The organism is Corynebacterium sp. (assembly GCF_030530965.1).
In the GTDB taxonomy this organism is placed as follows: domain Bacteria; phylum Actinomycetota; class Actinomycetes; order Mycobacteriales; family Mycobacteriaceae; genus Corynebacterium.
The window spans coordinates 8,180-11,379 of the sequence record NZ_JAUMTY010000057.1; the positions used below are offsets into that span (position 1 = coordinate 8,180).

The 3,200-nt window shown below is 63.2% G+C and carries 4 protein-coding genes; 2 read left to right on the forward strand and 2 right to left on the reverse strand.

Annotated features, from left to right (window positions below):
* Positions 1–775 (reverse strand): amidohydrolase family protein (locus Q3981_RS09205; RefSeq protein ID WP_303125526.1); only part of this gene is annotated, 775 nt, incomplete at its 3' end.
* Positions 776–968: 193 nt separating this feature from the next.
* On the opposite strand from Q3981_RS09205, the gene Q3981_RS09210 reads away from it, so the two are divergent.
* Positions 969–1,979, forward strand: a complete 1,011-nt coding sequence (locus Q3981_RS09210) for an ROK family protein (RefSeq protein ID WP_303125528.1) — start codon at positions 969–971, stop codon at positions 1,977–1,979.
* A gap of 39 nt (positions 1,980–2,018) precedes the next feature.
* On the forward strand, positions 2,019–2,744 hold the full coding sequence (locus Q3981_RS09215; RefSeq protein ID WP_303125530.1) for a putative N-acetylmannosamine-6-phosphate 2-epimerase: 726 nt from the start codon (positions 2,019–2,021) through the stop codon (positions 2,742–2,744).
* 40 nt (positions 2,745–2,784) lie between these two features.
* On the opposite strand, the gene Q3981_RS09220 is transcribed toward Q3981_RS09215, so the two are convergent.
* Positions 2,785–3,200 (reverse strand): FadR/GntR family transcriptional regulator (locus Q3981_RS09220; protein WP_303125532.1); only part of this gene is annotated, 416 nt, incomplete at its 5' end.

The window sequence follows — 3,200 nt, forward strand, 5'->3', positions numbered from 1 at the left end:
TCATGGCGGCCGCCGCGCCGGGTGCCCGATGGTGCAGGGGTGGCATCGCGTTGAATAGGTGCGTGGCGGTCACCATGATGCCCCGGTCCACAGCTTTGCTCACGAAGTTCATGGTGGTGTCGTAATCCGCATCGGTGTGCCCGAGCGACAAAATGATCCCCTCGCGCGCGCACACCTCCAGGCAGGCCTCGGCACCCGGGCTTTCGGGGGCGAGCGTGATCTGCCGGATCAGGTCGGGGTGGCGGGAGGCCGCGCGCGCGAACATGTTGGCGTCGGCGGGCACGATCCGGTCGGGGTTCTGCGCACCGCACTTGTGCGCGTTCACAAACGGCCCCTCCAGGTGCACCCCCGCGATCAGCCCCTCGTCCGCCAGCGGCTTCAGAATGTCCAGCTGCCGAACAATCTCCTGCTCATTGGCACTAACGAGGCTGGCCAGCAGGGTCGTCGTTCCGTGCCGACGGTGGAACAGCGCGGCCCGGCGGCAGCTCTCCTCATCGCCCGTCGGGAACGCCCCGCCATCGCCACCGTGATTGTGGAGGTCGACAAACCCCGGAATGATTGTCGGCATATCGGATGCACTCCACATTGCCGACGGACTGCTAGCCGACGTTTGGCCCGACGCCTCATCCGACCCTTCATCCGACGCATGTGTAGTTCCGCTATCCAATGGAGTAACCGACGAAATGCGCGATCCCGTGACCTCGATGCGCGCATGTTCCGTGATGCCCGCAGCGTCAATGACTCGCCCCTCCACCGTGAAATCCGGATGGCTCATAGCCTTACGTGCTCCTAACTATGGTCGTGTGACTGTGCTGCCATGAAGAATACGATCGCCCGCAACCGTTAGCTCGCCGCGACGCAACTGCACGCTCGCCACAACTATTGTGACTGCTAGTATAGGTTGTAAGACGTCTGACGTCCACGGCTCATGACAATTACCGGCGACAGCGCAGAAGGGTAGAACCACTGTGGCACTCACACTCGCACTAGACATTGGCGGCACCAAGATCGCCTGGGGGCTTATCGACGACGACGCCCCGCGCACAGTAATCGCCCACGGGCGCGTACCCAGCCAACCCGCGGGCGGGAACACCGCCGACCAGCTGGAGGTCGCCGTCGCCGAAGCGCTCGCATCGCCAGCCCTAGCATCGCCGGAGTTAGCAGCCGGCAGCGCAGCATCAGTCCGAACATCGTCGACAAGTGAAAATAAGATCGAGCGAGTCGGGGTGGCAGCGGCCGGGGTCATCGACCCCAACACCGCGACGGTCACCCGCGCCGGGGCTACGATGCCCGGCTGGGAGGGCACCAACATTGCTGCCCGCATCGCTCGCCACATCGACGCCCCCGTGTTCGCGCACAACGACGTCCGCGTCTGGGCATTCGGCGAGCACACGCTGTGTTGGCGCGACGAGTACCCGCACGCCCGCCTGCTTTACGTCAGCCTGGGCACGGGGGTTGGGGGAGCGTTCGTCATTGACGACGATCTCGCCGCTGGCAATCGCGGCACGGCCGGTGAGATTTCCGAACTTTATTGCCCTCATTACGGCAGCGGCGTGGCTCGGTGTGAAGACGTGGCGTCCGGTCCGGGGCTCGTTGCGACGTATCACGAAGCGATTTCGGAACGCGATGGTCAGTCCGCTTCAGCCCGCGACGTTAACCCAACGGCCCCGTCGACAGTGACTGACCTATTAGAACTGGAACAACAAGGGGACTCATTAGCGACGGACGTCCTCGACAAGAATCTGCAGGGCTGTGGCCAGATGCTGGGAACGCTCGCGATGGGGCTTGACCTCGACGCGATCATCCTCGGTGGAGGAGTGTCGGGGCTGGGTGAGGCCATTACGCGGCGAATTCGTGATGGCGTGCGCAGCCACCTGGCCTACAGTGTCCGCCCATGCGATATCCGCGATAGTGCCCTGCGCGAAGGCCCTCTTGTCGCCGCTGCCGTTTATGCTCGAGCACGGCATAAGCGCTCGTAACCACCCTCCCCACACACCAAACGAACAAAGGAGATCTCCATGCCCTTCTCATTTTCCGCCTCCACCCCCGCTGATCAGTGCCAGGAGCTGCGCTCGATCATCGCGGGCGACATCATCGTGTCCGCCCAAGCCCCCGACGGCCACCCGCTCCGCGATACTCACGCATTAACGCTGAGCGCGAAGGCCTGCGCCGCCGCCGGCACCCCCGCCATTCGGTGCGGCGGCTATGGCGGAATCGCAGACATCACGTCCATCGGCGACGCCGTCGATGTCCCCATCTTTGGCTTAACAAAAGAAGGGGACTCCGGCGTGTACATCACGCCGACGGTCGCGTCGGCCAAGGCGGTTGCCGACGCGGGTGCCGCGGTCGTTTGTGCCGACGCCACCGGGCGACCTCGTCCCGACGGGTCCTCCACCGAAGACCTGGTAAAAGCCGCTCATGACTCCGGCGCACTCTTCATGGCGGATTGTGACACCGCGGCTAACGGGATAGCTGCGTACGAGGCGGGGGCGGATATCGTGTCCTCAACGCTGTCGGGATACACCGCGGCGACAGAGGACCTCGAGGGCCCCGACCTCGACTTCATTTCCACTGTTCGGAACGAGGTGGGGGACGAGCCACTGCTGATCGCGGAAGGGCATTATCATTCCCCCGACGCGGTAAAGGACGCGCTTCAGCGTGGAGCCAACGCCGTCATCATTGGTTCCGCCATCACCGATCCCCGGTGGCTCACAGGGTTCTATCGCAGCGAAATCGGGAAGTAGCTCGTCGGAAAGCGCCCGCCCAATAAGGCCGCGCCGCTACCTACTTAACCCCAAGCGCTTCGCGGAGCGGCTCGTAATGGTCGACGACGGCTTGCCGGTAGGCGTCCTCGTCTCCGGCAACAATGGCGTCGACAATTTTTTGGTGAGCATCCACGGTCTGTTCCAGATTATCTTTCGTGGTCAGGTGCAGTTTCGGCACCGCCACCATATGCACTCGCCACAGCGCTTTGGATAGTTCCTGGATGAGTCCGTTGCTGGTCACGGACAGAATGTGATCGTGGAACATGGAGTCAGATTCCATGAACGGCTCGTTCCGCATAACCGCGGATTTCATCTGGTTAATCAGGCGCCCCAGGAACACCCCGTCGATGTCGTCGCGATGCTCAATCACGTCGCGCGAGATCTGCAAATCCAACGCCTGCCGCGTATCGACCACATCGATCAGCCGCGACCGCG

What these genes read in the sequence shown, in the direction of transcription:
- Q3981_RS09215 (WP_303125530.1), top strand. Translation starts at nt 2,019, where the DNA reads ATGCCCTTCTCATTTTCCGCCTCCACCCCCGCTGATCAGTGCCAGGAG.